This window comes from Tengunoibacter tsumagoiensis (genome assembly GCF_003967535.1).
Classification (GTDB): domain Bacteria; phylum Chloroflexota; class Ktedonobacteria; order Ktedonobacterales; family Ktedonobacteraceae; genus Tengunoibacter; species Tengunoibacter tsumagoiensis.
In genome coordinates this window covers 1,865,098-1,891,595 of the sequence record NZ_BIFR01000001.1, presented here as the reverse complement: position 1 = coordinate 1,891,595, position 26,498 = coordinate 1,865,098, and the positions used below count along the sequence as shown (strand labels likewise).

Genomic DNA, 26,498 nt, shown 5'->3' with positions numbered 1-26,498 from the left:
GCTCAGCGCATATTGTGAACCATCCCATCCACTGGAATCGCCCTGTTGAGCTGGCTCTACCTGGAACGCTGCTATCTTTCCGGAGCGACAGATTCCAGTTTATCTTGAGGGTGCGCCATAATGGGGTTTCCCATATCGGCAGGGCGTATGATCAACATCGGAAGCTGCGTTGCTGCACGTACCCTCTCAGTTACGCTTCCCATTGTCCAGAAAGGCAGACCAGTCAGACCATGCGTAGTGATTGCAACGAGGTCACAGCCGCCAAACACGCCACTGTTTTCCGCATCTTCCCCGTTTTCTGCAACACGCACGATGGCATCCGCCGGGTCTGCATTGATAGCTACCGACCATGTAACCGCTATCTGCTGACGGGCAATAATTGGCACCATCTGTCCTGACTCGATTCTCGCAGTGATGGCTTGCAGGTAATCTCTGGCTGCTGGCAGCTTCTCGCGGGTGTCAACCGCTCGAATCAGATGTAGTGCATTGTTCGTTGCCGAACTTAACATCGTAAGCAATTCTGCTGCAGGTTCTAATGCTGTGGTTGCAAGCTCTGAGCCATCTAAAGGCACAAGGACACGCAATGGCTCACTGGGATCGGGGTGGGGGCCCAATGGGAGGGCACTCCTATCACGGAAGAGTAACACTGGCATCTCAGCATATCTGGTGACCTTATCAGCGACACTCCCCATAACCCAACGCGACATCCCTGTATCGCCATGCGAGTTAATGATCACAATGTCAGCATGATGCAGCATCGCCGCAGTCAGGATCGTTGCTCCGGCAGAGCCAAAGGGAAGGACTATCTCTGTCCGAACGCCCTGAAATGGCTCGCTCCTGGAGAGTGCCTCCAGATAGTCTTTTGCTTCGGCCCTGGCCTCATCTAATAATTCCTGGGAGGGCATTGTCTGAGAGAACAAAGGTTGGTTAGGATTAATTACGCGTAGGAGAATTATCGTTCCACCATTGGAACGAGCCAGACGTAGAGCAACTGGAACAATACGCTCCGCGCGTTCTGAACCATCTAGTGGCACAAGGATACGTTGAAACATGAGGGTATCCTTCTTTCTTTCTGCTCGATATGCTTGCAAATCAATGGATCAGGCTACTCTCCCAGCAGGAAAGATGCCCTTTCTCTTCCATTCACTTACAACGGAAGCCATTACTTCTACACAAAAACAACTCATCATCCCATCATATACATGATATGGCTTCTATGCGACGTCCAGGCAGAGTAACCACTCAAAGCACGTTTGGAAAAAGCTGTTTCTGCTGTACATTTTTCTCGCCAGGAATACCACCTGGGGGAAGCTTGCCCAGGCAGTGAATAATGCACAAGGGTATAGTTGTTGATAAATGAGGTAGGTAGATGGCACAGGCCCCATGGTCTATAATCATCTCCGCAGGAGCCTCTAATAGATGTGGTGTAGTCATGGCCAGCATCTTCACCACTTCGGCAGCTCTCCTTCCTGCTAATGCAGCCCCTTTTGTCTGAATGATTCCAGGATTGATATCTACAAGGTGGTTAGGGTACCGGCTTTCCAGTGCATACAAGCAAACTTGTAGATTATCGTGGAGATACATAAGAGCCTCCTTTGGCCTACAGGTCGTTTAATACGTCCCCTGAAAGAGAGGGGATAGTGCTCTCACTCATTACGATAAGATACCTCTCTCTCAAAATGCTCTCATGATATTGCTCCATCTCTCATAGAGATCACAATTTAAGGCTGAGTTGAGGAGCATTGAGAGAGGCGCGAAGGTATCCCAGGAAGAAGATTGATCAATCGAGTATATGGAGGGGCGTAGATAGTTCAGGAGATGATCTGTGCTTCGTTGCTATCATCAGCCTCTTCGTCAAAGGCATGCGCAATGAGAGGAAGGGCAACAAAAAAGGTCGTACCTTTATTCTCACTGGATTGAAACCAGATGCTGCCTCCATGCCGCTCAATAAACTCTCGGCTGAGATAAAGGCCCAGCCCTGTTCCATAGATACCATTGGCTTGAGCATTATCCGCACGTGTGAAACGGCTAAAAATACGTCCCTGCTGTGAGACTGGAATGCCAATGCCCTGATCTTGAATACTCAGAAGAGCCTGCTTTGTTGTACTTACTTCTTCTAGAGAGATACAGATCTGCCCGCCATCCGGACTGTACTTTATGGCGTTGCTTATTAGATTAGTGAGAACTTGCTCGATACGCATAACATCCATGAAAACAATTAAGAAGGGCGCCTGATTCAGAAGCACAAGCTCATGTCGACCTTCAATCATCTGATACCGTCTCACGACACGTTTCACCAATGAAACCAGATCCATCGCTTCCTGACGCAATTCCAATCGACCTGCCTGTAACCGGGTCACATCCAGAAGGTCATTGGTAAGGTCGACGAGCCGGCGCGTGGCCTGATCAACATTCTGCAACGATTCTTGCTGCCCTGCGGTCAAGATCACATTCTGTTGCTCTGTCAGTTGGAGCTGAAAAAGTTCGATAAATCCCTGGAGAGCGGCCAGGGGGGTACGCAATTCATGAGCAGCGATTCCAATAAAGTCATCTTTCAGATACTCAGCTTCTTTTAATGCTGAGACGTCCTGATGCACAACCAGGGCAACTGGATCACGCTCGCCGTGAGAAGCCGCCGGTAGATTAAGGGGCGTTTTCCGGGCATCCAGCGCAATGGCATTCACAAGGACAGGTAACGAGGAACCATCTGCATGACGAATAATCTCCTGATGCTGATAAATACTCTTGCTCTGTCGAACAGCCTGTAAGGTTGCCAGTTGTTCCTGTGGCAATAGACGTCCATCTGTGCGAAAGATCTGAATGCGATTCTCTTGTAAAAAGCTCTCCATGGATTGCCCCTGAGACCAGCTTGCACCCCACAGGGTCTTAGCAGCATGGTTGGAAAGCACAAGACGGGCGTCATAACCATGAACCAGATAGACGCTGGTTGGTAATTCGTCCAGAATATGTTGCAACAACGAACGGCGCGCTTCCGTTTCGGCGTACACATGCCTCTCGCGCAGCATACGGCGTGTCTCGGTCTCATCATGCCAGATGATAACAGCGCCCATAATAGATTGCTTCTTGCTTGTAGGATCGCCTGGAGATAATTGTTGATACAACGTAGAGGAGGTGACCCGATACTCTAAAGGTTCGTGATTTTCATTGACCAGAGAGACTAGTCTATCCTGTTGTGCTTGCCCCAGCAACGCTTGTCGAGCGGGACCATAGAGCAACACATCTAAGGAGCTGGTGCCCTGTGGAGATGCTTCTAGTTGATGACGAAGACGTTGTGCTTGCGTATTCTCACGTACAATGCGGCAGTGAGGATCAACTAACGTCACCCCATCCGTAATACTATGAAAGATAGCATCGAGTTCCTGCACCCGCGCATGCATAGCTTGATACAGCCGTACATTATCAAGCGCAACCGCAGCATGTGAGGCCAGACCAACCAGAAGCGCTTCATCTTCTGCCTGAAAACGATTCGGGTCCGGATGACCTAATAATAATCCGCCGCGTACCTGCTTCGCATGATCCAACAAGGGAGCACCCAGGAAGCTTCGAATACCTGGATGCCCGGGTGGCACACCAAGAGACTGCAAATCCTCGGATGATATTTTTCCATGTGCATACGCAAAGGCCGAGCTTTGAGCACTGCCTTTGAGTTGTTCAAACTCTAGACTACTCTCTGCCGTCGCCCGCTGCACGATCAGGCTGGATACATCAGCCACCCGAACTGGAACCCCATACCGAAAAATAGGTGCGAGCAATCCTTCCCCTCCCAGGGGCATACGGCTGAACAATTCCCTTTGCTCGTCAGTCACACCAATGACCTCTGCCAGATGAAACATATTCCCTTCAGATGGGACAAGAAGTTCTCCTTGCTCGTTTATTGGCCGCAATGAGAACGCAGCGAAGCGAGCACCTATCAGATCAACAGCAGTCTGCGCAATCATGTGCAGTAGCTGCTGTTCATTGTGTTCACTCAATAGCGCTGCACCTATATGGTTTAATGCCGCAATACGCTCATCCTTGAGAAGGGATTTTCGCTTCTTTCGTGGTTGCATAGCTTCACACCGATTTCTAAAGGGATTACTTTATGATGTTTACTCTCTCGATTTGAAATATTGTTAACTATCCTTTATCATAAAAGCAAACAGATAATCTGGCAATAGCCCATTCTAGCTCAAAGGATAACCGTGCTAATGGATGACACATCCAAAACAAATAGCTTCTTTGGATCTGCCACCTCTCCTGATCAAGCTCTCATGATGAATGCTGAATGGCTAGCAACTGTCAGTCATGAATTGCAGAGCCCTTTGATGGTCATTCAAGGGTATGTACAGCTTCTGTTACGACATGAAGATCACCTTTCGGATGAAGAACGTCACGAGTTTCTTCAGGAGATTGATAAAAAAAGTACTCATATGATCTCCCTACTCGATCGCTTACTGATGTTAGCGCGTTTTGAAGCGGGCGATATATACGCTCATCTCGAACCAATAGATCTAGTACAATTAATACAGCAGACCATACTCAAGTTTTCTGAAGGAATCAATCGCAACGTCAGTACAGTGCACCGCTCAATCAATCTCCTCCCCAGGCCTGATGAAGGGAAAGATCAATCTGACACGATACTGCTTATGGCAGATAAGAGGCTTTTGCAGGAGATGTTCATGCAGCTGCTAGATAATGCACATAAGTATTCTTCTATAACAGTACCAATCGAGATAGGGATTGATATCAAGCCAGCTGCACAATGGAAAACGCTCGTACCGGATCAAATATCAACATCTATCGAAGCAACACCACAGATGATGGTAGAGATACGTATTCGAGATTATGGCATTGGCATTCCGGCTCGCCATCACGATGCTATTTTTCAGAGGTTTTATCGTGTAGATATGAAGCTTACACGAAAAGTTGCAGGCCTTGGCCTGGGCCTCACTCTCTGTCAACATATTGTGACGCTCCTTGGGGGTATAATCTGGATCGAAAGCCTTCCTGATACGGGAAATACAGGCAGCACTATTCATGTTCTTTTGCCTGTTCAATAAAGATTGATAAAGGATATTTATATGGGAGTTAAAAAGCAAACCATCCTTGTCGCCGATGATGATCCTCAATTGTTGCGCCTTGTAACGCGTAGTCTTGAACTTGTTAAATTTCATGTGCTTAATGCAAAAGATGGTGAAGAAGCTCTGGCAATGATTGAAGCAGATCCGCCAGATCTCGTCCTTTTAGATGTTATGATGCCACATATGGATGGTTTTACAACGTGTCAACACGTACGAGAATTTTCTCAGGTCCCAATCATTATTATTACAGCCCGCGGTCGCGATGATGATAAGGTTAAGGGCTTAAATCTCGGTGCAGATGACTATCTTACTAAACCATTTAGTATTGAGGAATTAGAGGCACGCGTACGAGCTGTACTCCGGCGCTCACAATGGGTGGCCTCTGGACAGCCTCAGAAGGATCAAAAAAAGAAAGTCATTGGAGACATCTGTATTGATTTTGAACAGTGTGTGGTGACTATACGCAATGAGGAGATATCTCTCACAGCGACTGAATATCGCATCCTGGCGTATCTAATGCAGAATGCCGGTCGCGTGCTGACGCAAGACCTCTTGCTTGAACATATCTGGGGACAGGAGTATACGGGAGAGAGCCATATGCTACAGGTGAGTGTTAACCGCCTGCGCCGAAAAATTGAACCCGATCCAGCTCACCCTACCTATATACACACCAAAATTGGTATTGGGTATCAGTTCTCAACTACTCCAAAACTTGCTTGATTGGTATCTTCTTATTTCTATCCGCGTTCAAAACACACTTGAAAGCATACTTGCCAGGAGAGGTTGACTCTCTCCTGGCAAGCTCATCTGCTATTTCGCTTCTAATCTCTCTCCCACCGGAATAGAGGAGGCAAGTTGATTTTCTATCAATGCCTGCTCAATACGTTGTTGCAAACGAGCAGGTTGTGGTCCAACAATATGGGCAATTGGCTGACCCGCGTTAAAGAGGATCAATGTGGGTAGACCTTGAACCCCAAATTGGGCGGCTATCTGAGGGTTCTCGTCAGCATTGATAGTGGCAAAACGCACCTTGCCTGCATAGAGTGTGCTCAATTGAGCATATCTGGGAGCAAGCGTATGGCAGTGATGGCACCATTCGGCCCAGAAGTCGACAATAACGGGCAGTGTTGACTGCAAAACCTGCAATGAGAAATCCTGATCTTTGACGGCTAATAGATTACTATGTACATTCATACTGTTCCTCGTCCTTCCCTTTTCAAAACAATTGGCCAATCCCATCTTTATCGGCTACACAATCCCATCTTTATCGGCTACAATGAAGTGTACTTCTTAAAGTTCACTTTAAGTCAAGAGGATGCTATCTGATCAATGGCTTTCTTCTGATGGAGCATATTTTTATAGTGTAGAAGATTTCAGGACCAGAACACATTGTGAGAAAGGGACGTTATCTTATGATCACAGTTTATTTTCTTGTTCTTGATTCGATAATCGATGTCTCTCTCCTCCAGCCACCCATAGAAAAGGCTGGAGCGAGCATTATTCTTGTACCATTAGAAACCATCGCAAACCAAAAATTTTACCTGTCTTCTCATGACGTGCTAGTGATTCTCTTACACGATGATAATCAGGCTTCTACACAATTAGACCGAGAAATGCTCTTGAACAACATACAAAATGCTGCCTCCCATTTCTCGTTAAAAGGTACGCTGGTGCTCAACCTCTCAAATATAGGGGGAGGGCCAGGGCTTGCAACATTGTTTCTTGAGCAAGGGGCGCTCTACTATACGTGGCCTGTCGATAAGTACGATTATCCTGGCTTTCTCCAATACGCCTTCGAGTTCTTTTCTTTTTATTTCATGGCACATCAAAATGTTCAGCAAGCACATCAGCAGGCAAATAAAGGAAAGATCCGTTTCTTCCTGGATTCATCTTCAATCGATGCACACTCACGATTTGGGCAATTCCATCCAGCCACTTCCGAAGAGCAAAAATCCCGCAAAAAAAATTCTTGAATGAGCGATAGGTGTGTATCGTCGAGACAGATGAGGTAGCATTTTTATGTCTTTCTTCCTTTCTTTCTGCTTTGCTCAACATGTCTCAGTGCCCGAATATTTTGATTTTATCCGTTAAATTCCACTTTAAGTTATAAGAGTGTGTCCTAAAACCAGTAAGTAGCCGATAGAAAAAAGAAAGGAGTCAAACAAGCGATCAGAAAGGATCACAGCCAATGGAAAGAAGCATCACGCGAAAGCCGTACGCCACCGATCTGACGGATGCCCAATGGGAGTTGCTGGCTCCCTTCATCCCAGATGTCTCGCCCAATGCTACCCAAGAGACCATTCCCAGGCGCGAGATCGTCAACGGCATCCTCTACGTGTTGCGAACAGGCTGTTCGTGGAGACTGACACCCCACGATTTGCCCAACGGCAAGACGCTGCACCATTATTTGCGTCAGTGGAAACACAGCGGGGTTTGGGAGACTGCCATGACCAGCTTACGCAAACAAACCCGTCAGGCCATTGGCCGAGAAGAGGAACCCAGTGCGGTCATCATCGACAGCCAATCGATCAAAACCAGTCCCGTCCGAGGCATCGAGCGTGGGTTCGATGCGGGAAAAAAAAATCTGGGGTCGTAAACGACATCTTCTCGTTGACACGCAAGGCTTCGTTCTGGCGGTCAAAGTGCATACCGCGGGCTTGACCGACCGCAAGAGCGCTCCTCTGCTGTTGGCCGGGCAAAAAGAATACTTCCCACGAGTTTCGCATCTGTTCGCTGATCGGGGATACACTGGGCCGCTTCTTGATTGGATCAAAGAGCACCTTGGCTGGGAACCGGAGATTGTCCCTCATGAACACAACGACTCCCAGAGCGATTGGGTGCTCGTCAATGGGGAACCGGTCAAGATTGCCAAACCAAAAGGCGGTTTTCAGGTTCAACGAAAACGATGGGTTGTTGAACGCACCTTTGCCTGGCTCACGCGGTTTCGTCGCTTGGCGCGCGATTATGAGGGTCTCCCTTCGAGCAGTGAGGCTCTTATCCAGATCGCTGCGATCCGTCTCTTTTTGACGCGTTTGGCTCCTTTCTAGGCCTTTGCGTTTATCTTAAGACATACTCTAAGAAAAAAGGGGCTATTAGATGACAGAACTAACCATCAGTGAAGTAGCCAGGCAAGCTGGCGTGCGAGCTTCAGCCATTCGTTACTATGAGAGTGTAGGACTGTTGCCAGCGCCACGACGCGTTAGTGGGCAACGGCGTTACCAGGCGGACATTCTGCGAAGATTGGCATTTATCCAGACCGCTCAGGCAGTTGGATTTAGTATCACTGAAATGCAAACGTTGCTCCGTGAACTCGACGGCGATATACCACTTTCGACACGCTGGCAAAGCCTGGCACAACAGAAATTAGCCGAAGTAGAGTCGCTGATTCATCAAGCCCAAACAATGAAACAGATGCTCGAAAATGGCTTACACTGCCACTGCTCAGATCTTGAACAATGTATCAATTGTGTGATCAAGCTCCATTGCAAAGAACGTATCGCGAATCGAAAAGAGCTGCTCCGCGTATTCAACGAGTAATTCAGCAAGGTTGAGCGATCATCCTCGTATCCTGACTTTGAGACTACCAGGGTGCTCTTCTGTCATTCCGCAAGTGAAAGGGTGAAAAAGAAGGTTGCCCCTTGATTGGGAGCACTTTCTACCCAGATCTTGCCCCCTTGCTGCCTCACAATCTGCGCAGCAATATAGAGTCCCAACCCCATGCCTTTCACAGCATGATGTTCTGGCGCATCAATCCGCACGAAGCGCTCAAAAATTCTGGCTTGCTGATCCTGTGGAATCCCTTTTCCCTGATTCTGGACACTGAACTGAATTATTGCATCGATGACCTGAACGCTGACCCACACTGGCTCCTGGATAGGAGAATATTTCAATGCATTGCTGAGCAGGTTACGTAAGACTTGTCCCGTACGTTCACGATCAGCATAGGCTCGTATCGAAGTCAGAGTCTCTAGTCGAATCCGATCAGGCCAGATGCTTTGCTGCTCCTTGATAACTTCTTGTACGAGATCATTGACAACAAAGGTGTCCGGGTGGATAGAGAACATGCCTGCTTCCAGTGCACTCTCATCGAGTAAACCTCTGATTAAATCTGATAATCGATCCAGGCTTCCATCGATCTGCACAAGTTCGGATACCATTTGCTGATCTTCAGCTTTCTTCATCCGACGTTGGAGCAGTTGAACAAACCCTTTCGCACTGGTGAGAGGCGTGTTCAATTCATGACTGACCATACTAAGTAAGGTTTCTTTCTGTCGCTCCAGTTCCTTTCGTGCGGTGATATCTTCTATGGCCAATAAGATTAAATGATCCCTGGTTCCCTTTCGCTCGCTGATAATGGAACGGCCACTCAATAGCACCACTCTGTGTCCAATAGTGGGAAAATCGTGTTCGACCTCGATATCATGGAATGTGTGGTGGATATCCTGTGCCTCCTGGATCAATCTATGGACATCGGGCCGATCCCATTGTCCATTCCCCAGTTCCCATAACGTTCGTTGTATCACTTGTGGAGGCACCACATGAAAGAAGGTGTAGAAAGAGGTATTTGCACTCTGAACTCGCATATCGGCATTAAGAACTACCAGTGGTTCGCGAACCGTCTCAACAATCGATTCCGCATAGTCCTGGGCAATACGCAGCTGCTCATTCCGTGTTTGCAGTTCTTGATTGGTGCTCGTCAATTCTTCATTAATGGCCTGTACTTCGGCCTGAGAGGTTTCTAATTCTTCGTTGATACTCTGTAGCTCTTCATTGCTTGAATGAACCTCCTCATTGGCTTCCTGTAAAGACACATTGGCTTTCTCATCGGCATCTAGTGTTAACTGCACCTCGGCCCAGGTCTTTGCCAGCTCCTGTTCCAGGACGGCGATGCGGGCAGCCCCATCACGTCTGGCTCCTCTACCCAGAAAGTTGCTCAGCAATGTTGGTGTTATGACTGGTCCATCATCTTCAAATATGACGAGAAAGCCATTGACCAGGGAAGAGGCTTTAAGAGGCACGACAGTAATTCGCACCAGATTATTCATGTTGCTCAAGCGCAATTGGTCCCTGCTTACAGGACGATCCTCTTTCTGGGCCGCCAGAATGGTCGCACGCAAACCTAATTTCAACCCTTCACGAGCCCATTTCAGCACATGAAAGGTGGCTTTCCCTGCAACTGGTTCCAGGTAAAGGTTCGTATTCCCACGAAGATGGAGAATCTGCAAGTCTGCATCGAGAACAACACAGGCTGGTGCATATGTGGTTAACAGGAGGCGTTCAGCTTCTTGTTGAAGTGTAGGCATATGAAGCATTTTCTGTACCTCCTTTTTGACACCTTCTGGCCTGGCAACACGGTCATCTCCAGGTCCAATCACAGGTGGCAAAAAGTTTTGTTTCCAACTTTTTTTTGTAAATATTTTTTGGTGCGGTTCCACACGTGTAAAGAGGCCGGAATCCGGTCCTACACTTTCTGAAGCTCCAAGCACCAGGAACCCATGTGGTTTCAGGGCATAATGGAGCGTTTGCAGGACTTTCTCTTGTGCAGAGGGCATCAGATAAATGAGAACATTTCTGCAACTGAGCAAGTCCAGACGCGAAAAGGGGGGATCATATGCCAGATTGTGTCGCGCAAAGACGCACTGTTCGCGAATGGATGCGTTAACCTGATAGCGCTCCCCGCTTCGATCGAGGGGAAGGAAGAAACGCTGTAAACGCTCAGATGAAACATCCTGCAACGCCTTTCTCTGATAGATACCCGCCCTGGCCTGTTTGAGAACTCCTGTATCAATATCAGTTGCAAAGATCTGAAAAGGAAGGGCAAGGCCGTGAGTCTCTCGAAACTCTAGTAATAAGATAGCGAGAGAATACACTTCCTCACCAGTAGAACATCCTGCAATCCAGATTCTGATAGGGTTTCCAGGCAAGAGATGGGGGACAATCCCAGGAAAAACCACACGAGTGATTGCTTCGAAGGCTGATTGATTGCGAAAAAAACGTGTTACATGGATCAGAACTTCCTGACTCAACGCCTCCATCTCAGATGGATGATCTTTCAGGTAGAGGGAATATGCAAGAAACTGATCAACCTGTACAACTGCCATACGACGCAAGATTCGCCGCTGTAATGTAGTCATTCGATATGCAAGAAAGTCCACACCAGTTGCCTCACAGAGCAACTGGCGAATCACTGTAAATGCCTGCAACTCATCAACTGATAACCTGTCTGGTTCCAATGGAAAGAGCGTCTCAAAGTATGGATGCTCGATAAGATCCTGTAGCTCCAGAGCTATCCCCTCTGGCGACAGAATCTGATCGACACAATTAGAGGCAATCGCGTGCTGGGGCATCTGTGGATATGCAGATGATTCTATCGTCTGGGCAAACGTCATGCCTCCTTGCTCATGAATGGCTTGCAAACCCGCAGTACCATCACTAGCAGTTCCAGAAAGCACAACACCAATAGCCTGCTGCTTCTGATCAGTTGCCAGCGAACGGAAAAAGCGATCAATCGTCAGGTGCTGACCACCTTGCTGCGTTCGTGGCAGAAGACGAAGCGTTCTTTGTTCTATGATAAGATCGACGTTTGGAGGGATAACATACACATGATCGGGCTCTACCCGCATCAGGTCCTGGATAACATACACAGGTATCCTGGTCACACGTGCAAGGAGATCTGGTAAAATACTTTGATGGTTAGGGTCCAGATGCTGCACAAATATATAGGCCATCCCTGTTACAGATGGTAAGTGAGATAAGAGCTGTGTAAAAGCTTCCAATCCACCAGCCGAGGCACCAATTCCCACAATACGAAAGGATTCCTTAGCAGGCTGGTCGCGAGCAGGCTGATCGTGCAGTGCAGGCCCATCAAGATCTTTTCCTCTATCCAACATCGTTTCCCTTCTTCTCTCAATATACTAATACATGAGTACAATGAAACATAAAATGGGTAGCAAAAGCAGAAAAGAAGGACATCGAGGGATAATTTCTGCCTCATTGAAGCCTTACGCATATCGTCTCATCAATCGCCTTTTCACTACTTCAACAAGCAGCAGGTAGCTAATAATCATCGCTGCAAGAAAGAGAAAGTAAAGAGGTGGCAATGGCATAAAACCAAGAGGTCCAGCCATTGGCGTATAGGGAAGGACAAAACCAAGTACAACAATAAAGAGCGTCGTCATCGTGAGTGAGAGGCTTGGACGGCTGCGCAGCGGATTGCCTGCTGTACGAATAACAAACAGCACCAATGTCTGAGTTGCGAGTGATTCCACAAACCAGCCAGTATGGAAAAGCGTCTCCCCCGCATTGAAGACTCGTAGCATGATAAAGAAAGTCAGGAAGTCAAAGATTGAGCTAACTGGCCCGATGAAGAGCATGAAGTTGCGAATCAGTCCGATGTTCCACTGTTGTGGCTTTCTCAGATAGCTTGCATCCACGTTATCACTGGGAATAGTTACTTGAGAAATATTGTAGAGAAAAGTATTCAGCAGAATCTGTGATGGGAGCATTGGAAGGAAAGGAAGAAAGACATATGCCCCCGCCATACTAAACATATTCCCAAAATTTGAGCTGGTACCCATCAGAAGATACTTGACGACGTTGCCAAAGGCCTTGCGCCCCTCTAAAATGCCGTCGTGCAGGACCTGCAAACTCTGTTCAAGCAGGATAATGTCGGCTGCATCCTTAGCCACATCAACGCCAGTAGAGACTGAGATGCCAACATCGGCAGCATGGAGCGATGGAGCATCATTGATCCCATCCCCTATATAACCAACCACATGCTTCCGGCTCTTGAGAGCCAGAATAATGCGGTTTTTCTGAGACGGGGAGACACGTGCAAACACATTCGCTTCCTCAACCACTTGCGCCAATGCAGGATCGGTCATATGATCCAGTTCACTACCCAGTACGATCCTTGTACTCTCTATCCCAACCTGATTACACACATGTCGAGTAACCAGTTCATTATCGCCCGTCAGGATCTTTACCTGTACCCCATCACTTTTGAATGTCTGCAATACCCGAGCAGCATCCTCCTTAGGGGGATCGGCAAAGTTCAGAAAGCCAAGCAATACCAGAGATTGCTCGTCGTTTTTCTGATACTTTTCTTGTCGCGAGATGACGCGATAAGCAACTGCAAGCACACGGTATCCTTGCGAATTAAGATCACAATACATTTTTACAAAAGCCGTTTGCTCATCGCTCGCATCAGCGAATAGCTTCTGTTCACCGTTGATCTCATACGCGGTGCAACGTGCCAGGACGCTCTCAGGAGCACCTTTAGTAATAATGAGATACTCATCCCCCGATTGAACAACGACGGAAAGACAGCGCCGTTCAAAATCGAAGGGGATCTCGCCTACTTTTGTATACCCATTCATATCGATGGGGCCATGACTGAGAATAGCTTCATCAAGCGGGCTTTTCATCCCCATCTGATAGGCACTATTCAAAGAGCCAAATAATAGAACTTGTTTGGATTCTTTCGCCAGGAGATCCACAAAACCTTCAAGCCTCGTCTCGCCGCTGGTCAGTGTCCCTGTCTTATCGCTACACAATGTGTCAATGCTCCCGAAGTTTTGGATAGACTCCAGGTGCTTGACGATGACCTTACGCTTTGCCATCCGCAAAGCCCCCTGCCCCAGTGTAACCGTTGTAATCATGGGCAAAAATTCAGGCGTCAGACCAACTGCAAGGGAGATCGCAAAGAGCACTGTCTCAAATGGCTGATGATGGCCAATGATGCCAACCAGAACGATAAAGATCACGAGAAAAAACACGGTCTGTGTAATCAATACACCAAAGCTCTTGATGCCACGCTCAAACTCAGTCTCAGGCGCGTGGCTGGCCAGCCGTACCGCAATATCGCCAAAGGCTGTCTGTTGGCCCGTTGCCGTCACAAGGGCGATGCCCAGGCCACTCACTACAGAAGTCCCAAGGAAAACACAGTTGGGTGCATTGGCAAAATTTTCCGTAGTATCACTCACGTCAACAGCCCTTTTATCCACAGGGAACGACTCACCTGTCAGCGCAGCCTGCTGCACATGAAGATCCGTTGCCTGGATCAGACGAGCATCAGCAGGGACCATATCTCCTGCGGTAAGACGAACAATATCTCCAGGCACAACCTCACGGCGCGCCAATTCAAGCCATTTGCCATCGCGTAGCACACTGGCAGTGGGAGCTACATCTGCACGTAGCTTCTCTACAGCATTCTGTGATCGGGACGTCTGGATAAAATTGAGCACATTGCTAAGGAGCACAATAATAATGATGATGCCAGCATCAACGGCATCACCCAGGATAGCCGAGACGATGCTCGCAATAAGCAGAATAGCAATCAGTGGGTTCAAAAACAGGTGCAGAAAGTGAAGCAACGGTGCTGTATGCTTCAATCCTGACATATCATTTAGACCATATTTTTTTAGATGCTTGCTTGCCTGTATACCTGTCAGTCCTTGCTCGCTGCTCTCGAGTTGAGCGAACAATTTCTGTAACGGAACCGTCGATATATCTGCTTTTTCCTCGTCAGGCCGGGTCCGGGTTACCTGAGGAGAAGGTGACTGTTGCATATGCTGCTCCTAAATATGTACCCTATCTATGCCTGCAAACAGCGCTGGCTGCATCTATAAGACCTGGAATAAGCCTGGATGGGACCTGGAAGTTGATCAGCACCGTACTCAAAGCTCGATCCTCTTCCATTCATGTTTCGACCACTGAGATGAGAAACCCGAACTGGCCAACGGTGGTTTGCTTCATGAAAAGCTTCAGTGCTTCATGCCTGGGATGGTTGGTGCTACAGATAAAACGTGAAAATTGCTTGAGGAGGATTGTTGGTCGTTTGCATTAATGGTTTTTTGATCGGCTCTGATTAAGCCTTTAAGTGGTGAAGCCTCTGTTACAAACCTGCATTCAATGGAGAAGTGTTCTGGTAGAAGTATAACACGCGATAATGAAAGATGCTATTTCGTCTCTCTCCTCCCCTACATTTCGTAGCTTTCTGGCTCTCTCTAAAAAATGTATGTAATGCAGTTCAAGTTACTCTATTATACACTTTTCATGAAACATTACAATGAATTTGACCAGCATATGATTTTTGCCACAGGATAGCGAATCTGCCTTTATCTTATCTAATGAAAGCATAGAAGAGCAAAAGAGAGTGGCGACAGGCCTGACAATCACTTTTACATGACTGCACGATGTCAAAAAACCCTTCTCGCCTCTCTTATTGCTGAGTTATTCCTGGCTCAATTGGGCACCTGACTGGAATATCTTAAAGGATTACGCTTCACCCCACAACATTTTCATCTCTTCTGATATTGTGAGCAGTTCCTGCAAAGGACCAACTGCTTCTATCTGCCCATCTTTCAAGACAATGATCTGATCGGCACGACGCAACACGGATCGACGATGAGAGACGACCAGACAAGTATTTACACGTGGATGATCGCCAGCCAGAGAGGAAGCTGATTCTTGACCCTTTTCAAAAATGTTTTGCCAGAGTTCCCTCTCCGTTTCAACGTCGAGTGCACTGGAAAGATCATCGAACACCAGCAACTCTGGTGTTCGCACGAACATGCGTGCGGCTGCAACACGATGCATCTGGCCCCCAGATAGCCTGATACCACGAGGACCAATCACCGTTTCTACATCCTCAATGAATGTCGCCAGATCCCTTTCAAGCGCAACTGTTTTCACTGCAGTATTCACCACTGTCTGGTCAAAATCTACCCCTAAAGAGATATTTTCTGCTATCGTGGTGCTGAACAGATGGGGAGTTTGGGGAGTGTAGGCACAACGTGGTGGAAGAAAAAAGCGCGCTGGATCGGTAATTAACCTGCCATTCCAATACATTTCCCCACCCTCACGGTCCAACAAACCAAGCAGCGCACGAAGTAGCGTTGTTTTTCCTGCGCCAATCCGTCCAGTGATAACGACAAGTTGCCCTTGACAAATACTAAATGAGATATTGGCAATACCACACGTTCCATCTTTATAGGTACAGGAGAGGTTACGCACTTCTAACTGCTGCAAAACATCCTCTCTTGTTTTCACCGGAAGCTCTATAGTTGGTAGCGAGCCCCGTAGATAGATAGGCCCATAAGCGACCAATGCTTGACCCGATGGGTCATCCAATAAGGTTGTTAAACGCTCATGAGCCACCTTTACCTGGCGATAATGCGTAACCAATCCCATACACTGACTGATAAGAGAGGCAATGAATGGCAAGTATGTCACAAATAAGGTAAAGTTCCCCACGGTAAATTGGCCAGATTTTAAGTAGCTTCCCGCTAACAATAGAATACATCCAGTGCTCAGGGACGACATACCAGTATCAAAGACACCCAGGACCGTATTGAGAAAAAGGTCTTCACTTAAAGAGGTCTGTCGTCTTCGATCATTTAAGTCTTTGAAATGCTTTATAATATGCCGAGTCGACCCTGTTACCTGGATAACCTGTGCAGACTTAAAAATCTCCATGAGAAAACTGCTTACCCTATCGGACGCCTCATTATTTGCGCGTCGGAAGTGCTCTGTTTTCTTTCCAAATATATAGACGACGACATTGCCCAGAACGATTGGTCCTAACGCAATCACGGTTAAGAGGATACTGGCACGAGCCATAATAATCACTGCCGCCGCAAATTGGAACAGGCCAACACAAAAAAACAAAAAGATTGTCAAGAAAAATGGAATGCGGAACGTATCCCATTGCAAGCGGTTCATAATCTCTCCGGTATCATGTGAGAGCGCTTTTGCCGCTGGCTGATCCAAGATATACTTCACAATGTTTTTACGCATCAATGTACATCCCTCGTACATTGTGGAGCGCTCGCTCACAATAGCGACCGGAACCGTTAGCGCACGACCAAGGGATGCGCCAAGGACGATAGCGATTAAACTCCAGAAGTTTGGTCCAATCTTCATGCCATGTGACAGGCCATCTACTATCTGCTGTACGAGCAATCCTGGTATCAGGACGAGCAGACAGCGTGGAAACTGCAACAAAAAGCTTACCGTATAGCTTCGAGGAGCGAATCTCAGGATCTTCCATAACAGTACCCAGGTTTTCATAGCAACACCTCCTCTGAGTCTGAATCCATCATGTGCAAAAGCTGAGCGTAGCGCGATGTTGAACTGGCAGCTAATTCACTCCGTGGCCCAAATTCTACGATCTGTCCCGCGTGCAGGACCATGATATGATGGACGTGTGCGATAGTAGCAAGGCGGTGCGCTATTACAATACCTGTACGATTATCGAACAGACGCAGCATAGCATGCGTAACCAATTCTTCTGTTGCTGGATCGAGCCGAGACGTGGCCTCATCAAAGATCAAGAGTTGTGGGTCACGGAGAAAGACACGCACACATGCCAATAATTGAGCCTCTCCTGCTGATACACCCATACCATCGCTAGAAAGTTTTGTGTCAAGCCCTGCGGGTAGGGCGTCAAGCCAGGTCTCCAATCCGAGCGCATAAATGGCTTCAAGAATACGGGTGTCATCGATTGACGGATCAAAGAGCGTAATATTATCGCGCAAGCTGGCCTGGAGCAGCTGCACATCTTGCGTCACAATCCCAATCCGCTCACGCAAATCGTCGATGTGAGCATCACATACATTCTGGGCACCGAGTTTGATGACGCCACTTGTTGGATCATAAAATCGTAAGAGCAAACGTGCAATGGTGGTTTTGCCACTCCCCGTTCGGCCAATGACCCCAATCAATTCACCGGGTTTCGCTGAAAAAGAGAGATGCTGAAGCACTGGCTGATCAGGCTCGTACTCAAATGAAACATCTTCAAAGGTGATAGCGAGCGGGCCAGCAGGAAAATCCACTCCAGGCCCATCCTGTACTTTGCTTTTCGTATGATAGAGTTCGTTGATCCGCTCAATACTGGCAGTTGCCCGCTGTAAAGTATCTAGCTGATCAGTAATATCAAAAGTGTTCGTCAGCAACTGCGTGGCATAGCTCAGGAGTAGAACGATTGCTCCGATGCTTAAGACACCTTGCGTAAAAAGGTAGGCGGCCATCACCAGCACCAGCACAGTGCAGGAAGTAAAAAAGAGTTCACAGATTCCTTCGTAAGAGGACCAGTAGACCTCACTGCGCACATCTGCCTTGCGCTCCTGGCGCTGAAGTGTAAAATAGCGATGTAAAATGTAATTCGCGCCGCCATTGACTGCCATATCTTCTAGACTTCCCAGTGCTTCTCCCCAGAAACCACTCATGTTAGCTTTGGCTTGTCTGGAATTTTTATATGCTGATTTGCCTACTTTCTGGAGGCGCGTGAAGAGGGTCAACCCAAGCAGCATATAGACGATCAATACCATGCCGATCCAGGGGTATTGCCATGTGACCAGCACAAGTATACCGACGATAAACAGTCCGCTCCCTAGAATGCGCACAACAAACTGAGAGAAAAAACTGCTAAGACCATTAATATCACCATCAACCCGCTCAATGAGTTCACCTGGACTATATTTCATGTAAAATGAGCGGTCAAGCCTCAAACAATGTTCAGCAAGATCTGCGCGTAAGAGGTTCGTTGCATATAAACTGACATTCTGACTCCAGTAATTGGCAAAGGCAGCGACTATCCGTCCACCAATCGCTACAGCCAGAAAAATACACCCGATACGTGTCAGTACCCAGATATCGGTATTTCTCTGAGCGGTGTCGATAAATACACGAAGTATTTGCGGATTTAACAATTGCAGACCAATGCTCGTAAATAAAAAAAGAATCATTATGGCGACTCTTTTCCATTGGGGTTGTAAATAGGTTATCAGTAATGATGTATACTGTCGCATAGTGATCCGAGATTGTGCTACAGAGCGAGAATGAGAGTCAAGTGCTGTCATTGATATCTCCTTCATCAAAAGTAGGCTGTTTTTGAGATGTATATCAGAAGATCGGCTTCTTCCTTCGTGCTCGTTGCTTTCTACACAGAAATGACCCTGAATACCTATTCACATGTACTACCATTGCTACAAAAAGAGGCGATAAATCTGCTCAATACACTGCAGTCCAGGACTGTCTGGCGACGTTACTGTCAACCGAGCATCTCGGGGAGCGGGGCAAAAAATAACCCGCCTGCGAGGCGGGCTTGTGGAGTGTTCCCGACTGGAATCGAACCAGCGCCACCGGTTCCGGAGACCGGTGCTCTATCCACTGAGCTACGGGAACTTCATAAGCGATTATACCATATTCGTCAAGCTTTCTCAAGTCGCATCTCAAGCCAGATTACACCACAGCAAAACAACATCCCTTAGAGCTAGTTTTTAAGGAATACACCACGCACTTCAAATAGAAGAGAAAAGCCCTGTAACCTTGTAACGGTTGCAGGGCCTCTCCATCCCTCTTCTCTCTCTCGTGAAGAGAAAGAAAATGAAGGTTGTACGGTTCGACATGCCTTGTACTCTCTATCTACGGCAGAAGACACACAGGAATACATGAATGGACACCATGAAACATAGATCACCAGACAGGTTAGAAACGGTTCCCCTCATCCTCAATTGAGGATGTTATGACTTGTAACGTTCCAGCATTCTTATCACCAACAGCATAGACATTGATGTTCACACCCTCAGTGACGGTCACAATTGTACTCAGTAGAGGCTTTTTTGAACAATCCGTAGCACCAAAGTCAAAGAGCCGCACTTCATATTGTCCAGCGCGGAAATATTGACCCAGGCTACCTACTGTTGGGAAGAAGCTCGATGTTGTACCAACTGGATTGACACACCCTTGCAGATAGGTGAAACCACCATTGGATGCATCACGAACGGCAACCATTCCCTCGCCCGGAAAGATAACGAAATCATTACTCTCCTGGATCGCTTGCAACGTTGGTTTGCCTCGGCCATCCAGCCGGGCCACAATCGAGGTTGGGTTAAGCGAGGACAGAATTCCTACTGGCGTGTTTACAATAGCAGCGGTCGTTGCGGGATTAGCTCCTACAGGGTAGAGCGCAATGACATAGAAACCGGTCGGCAGGTTAAAGGGACCAGCCGTCGTTCCAGGCTGAAAATTAGACAACATCAACTTTTTATTGACATAGACATCGACTGGCACACCAGGAATCCCATGCACGACATAGGTAGGATACACCTTGTCCGAGAATGAAAGAGGGGCCGCCTTACCAGCAGCTCGGGCTGGCTGGACACCAATATTCGCAAAAAATGCGAGAAACACGAATGTCAATACACCAAGTGAGAGAAGAGTCTTTTTAATCATCTGTTTTTCCCCAACTTCCTTGTTTTTTACGACTTTTTTTGAGCGATACAAGCTCCGTACCCAGATAAAGAAAAGAGGCAAGTTCACTTTGTTCGTGAAATCATATTGTAGACGAGTCACAAGAGCCAGAACTGGAAAATTATGTAACCTTTTTTTCCATATCTGCTTTTTGCAGACCACTCTAGCGGAGCACCATACTTATTTATGCGAATCTATTCGAAATCATAAATTTTAAGTATTGATATCTATGATTCATTACAGTACTCTTTGAGTGTCGAAGTATTTAGTGGAGGAGGGAGCTATGGCTACAGTGCCGACAGAACAGCGTAAAAGCTTTAATTTGCGCCAGTTCCATCTCTCACAACAACAAACGGCACCTTTTCCTGCTGTCTCATTGACGCCCATTACACCACCTGTTGTTGATCCTCCACCTCTTGCTGCTCACGAAACTCTTGAGCCGTCTCCACGCAAACAGGTACCTTTGCGACGACGGCTCCTGATTAGTGGTATCATCCTGGCTCTGGCTGTGGTGCTCTATATCATATGGCATCCCACAACAGCTACAACGCCCAGTTCTCTCTCAGCCCAGAATAATCCATCGACAATGTTCAACACAACGCCTTCGGTAGAGACACCACATACCACAACAGGTGATATCCAGGCGTATGTGGCTGGAGCAGTCCTGCATCCAGGCGTTTACACTCTGATGACCAATGCTCGTGTCTATCAATTGCTTCAAGCGGCTGGAGGACCTCTTTCGTCGGCTAATCTGGCAATGATTAATCTGGCAGCTCGCCTAATCGATGGGCAGGAGGTCTATGTTCCCCACATCGGTGAGACCCCTCCTGTCAGTCTTATGAGTGGTACAGCGACTGTCCCAACCACTACGTCGGATGGCTCTCCTGGCCAACTGGTCAATATCAATAGCGCCAGTTCCGATGAATTACGTCAGCGGCTCCACCTTAGCAGCCGCACAGCACAGACCATTATTAATTATCGTGTGCAACATGGACCTTTTACATCCGTAGATCAATTGTTGCAAGTTGTAAGTAAAACCATTTATACAAAAATACAAGGGATGGTGACTGTTACATGACTATCTCAGGGGGTCTGCTCTCAATTCTCGATATTGTGATCTGGGTAATCTGTATTCTCCTCGGATTGGCTGTTGGTGTCCTGGCCGGTCGGCTCATCGGGATACTGCTGGGATGGCTGGTCGCTAATTCGCTGGATGAAAGCCTTACAAAAGGTGGACGCATTGGTCGCCAGTTGGGGACTCTTTCAGGGATGATCCTGGGAATAGGGATCGGCATCTATAGCGCTATGCATTTTACAGGTCTGGTCATTCAATCCGTCCCTCATTAGTACCCAATCAGATTATTCATACAGACAATTTGTAATAGTATCTACTCTCTATTCGCTTTTCTCTCGCCTAAAAATCGAAATGACTCGATCATACAGCCATGTCTGGAGTTCATTCTATCGTACAATCGTGTCTTAGAAGTGCCTGGGAGGATGGGGATGAAAGTGTGGTGGCAACAGCAGCTGGCAACTGAACACCCTTTTCAGGGGCTGTTGCTGGTTGTTCTGGGTAGTATGTGGTTGGTTGGCATGATGATCGCTTCCTGGCTGGCTCTCTCTGCGCTCTTTCTTCTGGCTGGAATGGGGATACTACTGATCACTTTCTTGATCGTGTATCCCTCTCGAGCGTGCCGCTGGCTACTGCTGATGCTGTTCTGTCTACTCTCTGGCTCCTGGCGCTATACCATTGCTCTCCCCTCCAATGATCCACAACAGATCGCTTCGTTCATTGGATCAACGAAGGTGACTATTCGAGGTGTTGTTCTTGAGGAACCAAAATTGCAGGGGCGCAGCCGAAGTTTTGTTGTTGAGGCCCATACTCTTTCTAGAGGCACTCAGGCTCCCTGGCTGGATGTCCATGGTTCTCTTACGGTTCAAACGCTCGGAACTTCGCTTGAAGATCCGTATGGGGCAAGCTATGGTGATGAGGTTGAGCTCCAGGGAAAGCTCCAATCACCTATGATGCCAGATACGCCTGGCATCTTTGCTAGCATGAGCTTTCCACGTGTGAAAGTCACTGGCAATAGTGGAAACCCTCTCTTGCTCTGGCTCTATCATCTGCGCGTTCTCCTGGCAACTGCAATGACCCAATCACTTCTACAACCGGAAGCTGCATTGCTCATCGCCATTGTGTTAGGGCTTCGCACGCCCGCGCTCCAACCACTTGCCTCTGATTTTGGCGTGACTGGGACTGCTCACATGATTGTTCCTTCAGGCTTCAAAATAACTATCTTGAGTGGCCTGGTGGCCAGCAGTACCCGCTGGCTCTTCCCGACACACAACACAAGACAGCTTCCAAGCACAACGTTGCGCGATTGGCATGGCTGGCTCTCAACGCTCCTCCAACTCCTCTGTATCGGGGGCTATACGGTTCTTAGTGGCAGTGGATCAGCAGCACTACGCTCCGGAATGATGGGGGCCGTCTTAGTCCTTGCTCCTCGCCTGGGACGCTCTTACAATGTCTATACGGCTCTGACTTTCAGCGCTTTCCTGCTCACTTGCTTTAATCCCTTTGTACTCTGGGAGACTGGCTTTCAGCTCTCTTTTTTGGGGACTTTAGGCATTGTTCTCTTTACACCAACGTTGCAACGTTTCTTGCATCCTCTAGAACGTTTGCCTGCCGGCCATTTGATCGTGGAGAATAGTGCGGTAACGCTGGCCGCTCAGTTAGCTACGCTGCCTATTTTTGCTCTAACTTTTCATCAGTTCTCACTCATTGCTCCACTCGCAAATGTGCTGACGGTTCCGCTCTTAAGTCCTCTGATCTTATTGGGTCTGTGGATCAGCCTCGCAGGTTTAGTGACTCCGCTTTTTGCGCTACCTGCTGCCTGGATCGCATGGCCCCTCCTCTGGTATGTCCAGATGATCGTTCATTTCAGTTCGAAGGTACCAGGGGCTTATTTCATTGTCCAGACGCTAGACCTGACGTTCTCATGGCTCTACTATCTTGCTTTGATTCCCTTTGCACTCTCTCTCCGTCAATCTGTAATCACTCTTCCTTCAAAGCAATCGACAAAGCTTCTATGGCCGCCTCGCATATGGAAGAGGCTACAGATTGGTCTGGCACTTCTCATTTTACTCCTCACATTCTTGAGCATACAGTTCCAACCAGCTCACTATGCCATGACGCTGCAGTTTTTTGCCGTTGGCCCCGCCAATCAGCCAGCTCAAGGTGAGGCGATTTTTCTCCGCACAGCCGAGAATAAAACTGTTTTGATTGATGGCGGTCTGGATAGCAGTTCTCTGGCTGCGGCTCTCGATCCTCAATTCTTCCCCTGGCAACATACTCTTGATGCGGTTATTCTGACATCACCTCGCCTGGATCAGATCACCGGATTGATGGATATTATTACACGCTATCAGATTGGAACGGTGATAGATGCCAGAATGCTCCATCCAACTACAACCTATGCCCACTGGCGACGTACAATAGATGAACGCAATCTTCATTATCTTCCAGTTACTCAGGGAATGACCATTTCACTGGATCATGAAACTCTGGTACAGGTTCTCTGGCCACAGGCTCAAGGACCTGCTGGAAGCGATGAGGTCCGTGATAGAAGTCTCGTGCTCCGCTTGCTTCTGCCAGGGCTCCATATTCTACTGTTAGGGACAGGGGCTCAGAGCAAACAAACCTTGATGGCGCTCTCTAACCCATCATTCGCTCCTCTGTGGCAAGCTGATATTGTACAGATGGTCGGCGATCAAGAGACAACGGTCTCACCTGAGTTGGTGGAGCTCTTACAAAAAGCTCACCCAACCTGTCTGATGCTGACGCCACCACAGCACACACAAAAATTGCCAGCACAGACGTTCCCTGGAACAATGACCATTAAGGATTGGCAGAGAACCTTCACTGGCCAGATTATTGCTGTTGCTCAATCTGGCACAGCCGAATGGAGGCTACAAGGGAATAGCTGGAGACTTCAATTTACAGCCTGACAATCTTTATGATTTAAAGCAGAAGAACGTCGTCTACCGATGATGAACCTTCCATGACGAGACTGGTTTATCATTATTGAGGATTATAAGTAACTATGGTTTGTGAACGCTGCCACGCCACCATTGACGAATATGTAGCTATCTGCCCCTCTTGTGGTCAAGCTAATCCAAAAGCTCGGTCCAGGCCTCAACCATCAACTGTTTATGGCCGCTCTGGCTATACGTATCAACAGGGCTATGAAGGTTCACCTTTCGATTATTCTCTGCCCAATCACAAACAGTCATCTTCACAGGATTATCACTATTCACAGACTCCTCCACACTCCTCAAACCCCTATTCGTCTTCATACTCCAATACATTTACTCCCCCTCAGATGGTTACAGTGAGCAATAAAAATGATACAGCTCTTATTGCTGAGATCGTTCTCTCACTTGTTGGTATCTTCGGTGTCGGCTGGCTGATGGCGGGAGAAACGACGGTGGGGGTGCTGTTGTTGCTGGGAAGTTTCTTACTCTACTGGCCGCTTGTGATTCTCGCTCTGATTTTTACATTGGGATTGGGTATCTTCTGCCTTGTGCCAATGGCTGTTGGTGCGATTATTCTCAATGCACTTTTGCTTAATGGGGTCCTGAATCGTAAAGCTATGCGCTTTCTGATTCTCCATGGCCCTCCTCCCTCTCAATAAGATGCAGGCAATGACAAAAATGATTTTTCATTGCCTGCCGCATTTCTGCGCTCTTATTTAGGGAAGGCCAGACGACGATATTTCTCACGCGTCTCCAACCAGGCTTCGTCGGAAAGCCCCAGCTTTTCACGCAAGGTATCAAATGATTCTTCGCTCTGTAAAAGACGAACTGCAAACGTGTCTCGTAAAAGCTGTAATGTGACACGCCTGGTAATGCCAGCGCGTTTAACTGCGCGAGCCAGGATATAATTCAAATTGCGGTCGGTGCAGGCAAATACGGTATCAGTAAGACCATAGCTCTCTTTATAGCTCTGAAAAATTCCACTAAACTCCGACGGTAACGCCAGACGGCGCTCGCGATGTTGCTTTCCCGCCGATGCAGCAAAATGGACAGTGACCATTGGGACCTGCGGATCTGCCAGATCAATATAATGAACTTTTAAGGCCATGACCTCTTCTTTTTTTAAGCCTGCATAGAGAACCAGATAGACTAGCGATTGGCAACGTACATCTTCTGCTGCTGCCTCCAGCAAACGATTCACTTCTTCTTCTTCTAGTAGCTCTGGCAATGGGGGAAGTGGGCGCTCCAGGGTCAGGCTGGCCGATGGGTCCTCTCGAATAATACCTTCCCGCGCCAGCCAGGAAAAGAAATTCTTGAGAAAGGTTACGCGCCTCGCCATGGTTTTTGGAGCAGGCACTTGCCCCTGGTTGCCAAATTTTAACTTCATAAGCCAATCCGTCAGCGTCTCTTTGGTGAGACGTCCTACAGGGGTATCATGGCCCATAAAATCGCTAAACATTTTCAGGTCAGAGAGGAAACAGGTTACCGTATAGTTTGATTTACCCTTGAGCATTAATTCTTGCCGATAGGGGCCCACGCAGTCCAATAAGCTAGACTGGTCCGTGAGAGCCGGGACAGACTCTTTTTCTTCTTGCTCTTCTGACTCTGAAAGTGCCGTGGACAGACCAAACAGGCTCGCCTCAACAGGACCCTCTTCTTCTGTCAGGATCGACGAGGAGTGTCTTATCTGTTCGCTATCCTTCTCAGCATCCTTCTGCATGAACCTACTCCTTGACTCTCTATAGTGTACTTCAATGTCATGTACGTCAAATGCAACTTTTCTTAAACGTCCCTATGCTTTTCATTATAGCAGAATTTAGTGGCCTGGTATAGGCAACAGAGCACGCAAACAGAATTTCCGTCACCTGACCATCTATCATCGCTATTTCTCAAAACTCAACAACATTGTAAAAAGGACGAAAGCTGCGTTAACATAGTGTATGCTTCATGAGGAAGGGAAGGTTTTGCTCACAAAAGCTACACACCATCATCAGCGAGGTCAAAAGGCTTTACTTTTTTTTTCATAGCTACTATACTATGGATAGTTACATCTAATAAGTTAAAAGCAAGCCAGACGATGTATCGGAATGGTCAAGTAGTACACGCAGCAATGAAGCTACCAATTTATAT

At 47.6% G+C, this 26,498-nt stretch carries 19 protein-coding genes and 1 tRNA gene; 9 read left to right on the top strand and 11 right to left on the bottom strand.

The window, feature by feature from the left end:
- Positions 1-71: 71 nt before the first annotated feature.
- From EL628_RS07315 to EL628_RS07305, 3 genes are all read right to left on the bottom strand, one after another.
- Entirely contained in the window at positions 72-1,052 is a 981-nt protein-coding gene (locus EL628_RS07315) for a universal stress protein (RefSeq protein ID WP_126579306.1), read from the bottom strand.
- 190 nt (positions 1,053-1,242) lie between these two features.
- A complete protein-coding gene (locus EL628_RS07310) occupies positions 1,243-1,584 on the bottom strand; it encodes a hypothetical protein (protein WP_126579305.1) in 342 nt (113 codons plus the stop codon).
- Positions 1,585-1,811: 227 nt separating this feature from the next.
- Positions 1,812-4,070 carry an ATP-binding protein gene (locus EL628_RS07305; RefSeq protein ID WP_126579304.1) on the bottom strand — a complete coding sequence of 753 codons (2,259 nt, stop codon included), beginning with the start codon at positions 4,068-4,070 and terminating at the stop codon, positions 1,812-1,814.
- Positions 4,071-4,208: 138 nt separating this feature from the next.
- Here EL628_RS07305 and EL628_RS07300 point away from each other — a divergent pair, with 138 nt between their 5' ends.
- Together EL628_RS07300 and EL628_RS07295 are read left to right on the top strand one after the other, a co-directional pair.
- Positions 4,209-5,060 carry a sensor histidine kinase gene (locus EL628_RS07300; protein WP_126579303.1) on the top strand — a complete coding sequence of 284 codons (852 nt, stop codon included), beginning with the start codon at positions 4,209-4,211 and terminating at the stop codon, positions 5,058-5,060.
- A 21-nt stretch (positions 5,061-5,081) separates the two neighbouring features.
- Entirely contained in the window at positions 5,082-5,801 is a 720-nt protein-coding gene (locus EL628_RS07295) for a response regulator transcription factor (protein ID WP_126579302.1), read from the top strand.
- A 90-nt stretch (positions 5,802-5,891) separates the two neighbouring features.
- On the opposite strand, the gene EL628_RS07290 is transcribed toward EL628_RS07295, so the two are convergent.
- Positions 5,892-6,275, bottom strand: a complete 384-nt coding sequence (locus EL628_RS07290; protein WP_126579301.1) for a thioredoxin family protein — start codon at positions 6,273-6,275, stop codon at positions 5,892-5,894.
- A gap of 218 nt (positions 6,276-6,493) precedes the next feature.
- Here EL628_RS07290 and EL628_RS07285 point away from each other — a divergent pair, with 218 nt between their 5' ends.
- The 3 genes from EL628_RS07285 to EL628_RS07275 all read left to right on the top strand — a co-directional run bounded on the left by EL628_RS07285 (position 6,494) and on the right by EL628_RS07275 (position 8,618).
- On the top strand, positions 6,494-7,054 hold the full coding sequence (locus EL628_RS07285; RefSeq protein WP_126579300.1) for a hypothetical protein: 561 nt from the start codon (positions 6,494-6,496) through the stop codon (positions 7,052-7,054).
- Positions 7,055-7,269: 215 nt separating this feature from the next.
- Positions 7,270-8,128, top strand: a protein-coding gene (locus tag EL628_RS30955; RefSeq protein ID WP_371859636.1) for an IS5 family transposase whose coding sequence is annotated in 2 segments (ribosomal slippage) — positions 7,270-7,656 and positions 7,658-8,128 — 858 coding nt in all. Because the reading frame shifts where the segments join, the coding sequence is not laid out codon by codon here.
- Between the two features lie 49 nt (positions 8,129-8,177).
- Positions 8,178-8,618, top strand: a complete 441-nt coding sequence (locus tag EL628_RS07275; RefSeq protein WP_126579299.1) for a MerR family transcriptional regulator — start codon at positions 8,178-8,180, stop codon at positions 8,616-8,618.
- A 62-nt stretch (positions 8,619-8,680) separates the two neighbouring features.
- Here the strand turns inward: EL628_RS07275 and EL628_RS07270 are convergent, their stop codons facing one another.
- The 6 genes from EL628_RS07270 to EL628_RS07245 all read right to left on the bottom strand — a co-directional run bounded on the left by EL628_RS07270 (position 8,681) and on the right by EL628_RS07245 (position 20,318).
- On the bottom strand, positions 8,681-11,971 hold the full coding sequence (locus EL628_RS07270) for a chemotaxis protein CheB (RefSeq protein ID WP_126579298.1): 3,291 nt from the start codon (positions 11,969-11,971) through the stop codon (positions 8,681-8,683).
- Between the two features lie 111 nt (positions 11,972-12,082).
- Positions 12,083-14,650 carry a magnesium-translocating P-type ATPase gene (mgtA, locus tag EL628_RS07265; protein ID WP_126579297.1) on the bottom strand — a complete coding sequence of 856 codons (2,568 nt, stop codon included), beginning with the start codon at positions 14,648-14,650 and terminating at the stop codon, positions 12,083-12,085.
- Positions 14,651-15,359: 709 nt separating this feature from the next.
- Positions 15,360-17,153, bottom strand: coding sequence for an ABC transporter ATP-binding protein (locus tag EL628_RS07260; protein WP_126579296.1), 1,794 nt, complete (start codon positions 17,151-17,153; stop codon positions 15,360-15,362).
- Positions 17,150-18,829, bottom strand: coding sequence for an ABC transporter ATP-binding protein (locus EL628_RS07255; RefSeq protein WP_161975324.1), 1,680 nt, complete (start codon positions 18,827-18,829; stop codon positions 17,150-17,152). Before EL628_RS07255 ends, EL628_RS07260 begins: the two co-directional genes overlap by 4 nt.
- Before the next feature lie 367 nt (positions 18,830-19,196).
- Positions 19,197-19,268 (bottom strand) — tRNA-Arg (locus tag EL628_RS07250).
- A gap of 303 nt (positions 19,269-19,571) precedes the next feature.
- Positions 19,572-20,318, bottom strand: a complete 747-nt coding sequence (locus EL628_RS07245) for a DUF4397 domain-containing protein (protein ID WP_126579294.1) — start codon at positions 20,316-20,318, stop codon at positions 19,572-19,574.
- A 301-nt stretch (positions 20,319-20,619) separates the two neighbouring features.
- On the opposite strand from EL628_RS07245, the gene EL628_RS07240 reads away from it, so the two are divergent.
- From EL628_RS07240 to EL628_RS07225, 4 genes are all read left to right on the top strand, one after another.
- On the top strand, positions 20,620-21,414 hold the full coding sequence (locus tag EL628_RS07240) for a ComEA family DNA-binding protein (protein WP_126579293.1): 795 nt from the start codon (positions 20,620-20,622) through the stop codon (positions 21,412-21,414).
- Positions 21,411-21,683, top strand: a complete 273-nt coding sequence (locus EL628_RS07235; RefSeq protein ID WP_126579292.1) for a hypothetical protein — start codon at positions 21,411-21,413, stop codon at positions 21,681-21,683. The genes EL628_RS07240 and EL628_RS07235 overlap by 4 nt, the downstream gene beginning before the upstream one ends.
- A 156-nt stretch (positions 21,684-21,839) precedes the next feature.
- On the top strand, positions 21,840-24,341 hold the full coding sequence (locus EL628_RS07230; protein ID WP_161975323.1) for a ComEC/Rec2 family competence protein: 2,502 nt from the start codon (positions 21,840-21,842) through the stop codon (positions 24,339-24,341).
- A 95-nt stretch (positions 24,342-24,436) separates the two neighbouring features.
- Positions 24,437-25,027 carry a hypothetical protein gene (locus EL628_RS07225; RefSeq protein WP_126579290.1) on the top strand — a complete coding sequence of 197 codons (591 nt, stop codon included), beginning with the start codon at positions 24,437-24,439 and terminating at the stop codon, positions 25,025-25,027.
- Between the two features lie 53 nt (positions 25,028-25,080).
- Here EL628_RS07225 and EL628_RS07220 read toward each other — a convergent pair whose 3' ends face one another.
- Positions 25,081-26,088, bottom strand: a complete 1,008-nt coding sequence (locus tag EL628_RS07220; protein ID WP_126579289.1) for a tyrosine-type recombinase/integrase — start codon at positions 26,086-26,088, stop codon at positions 25,081-25,083.
- Positions 26,089-26,498: the final 410 nt, after the last annotated feature.